This window comes from Streptomyces sp. DH12 (assembly GCF_020873895.1).
Lineage (GTDB): Bacteria > Actinomycetota > Actinomycetes > Streptomycetales > Streptomycetaceae > Streptomyces.
Genome location: NZ_JAHWGT010000997.1, coordinates 1 through 460 on the forward strand (window position 1 = coordinate 1; position 460 = coordinate 460).

At 69.3% G+C, this 460-nt stretch carries 1 protein-coding gene; it reads right to left on the minus strand.

Going from position 1 to position 460, the window contains the following annotated elements; all coding sequences use genetic code 11:
- Positions 1-460: NAD-glutamate dehydrogenase domain-containing protein (locus tag LPA54_RS38170; RefSeq protein ID WP_228984976.1), on the minus strand; the 460-nt coding region annotated here is incomplete at both ends.

Consider the following 460-nt stretch of genomic DNA (forward strand, 5'->3'; position numbering starts at 1 on the left):
CAGGAGCTGCGCGGCAGTTCGAACAGACGGCGGCGCTCGGCGTAGGAGACGGCCGCGTCCGGGTTCGGGTCGATGAAGATGTGCCGGTGGTCGAAGGCGGCGACCAGGCGGATGTGCTCGCTGAGCAGCATGCCGTTGCCGAACACGTCGCCGGACATGTCGCCGATGCCGACGACCGTGAAGTCCTGGGTCTGGGTGTCCACGCCCAGCTCCCGGAAGTGCCGCTTGACGGACTCCCAGGCACCGCGGGCGGTGATGCCCATGCCCTTGTGGTCGTAGCCGGCCGAGCCGCCGGAGGCGAAGGCGTCCCCGAGCCAGAAGTTGTAGCTCTCGGCGACCTCGTTGGCGATGTCGGAGAAGGTCGCGGTGCCCTTGTCGGCGGCGACGACCAGGTAGGTGTCGTCCTCGTCGTGCCGGACGACGTCCGCCGGCGGCACGACCTCGCCGCCCACCATGTTGT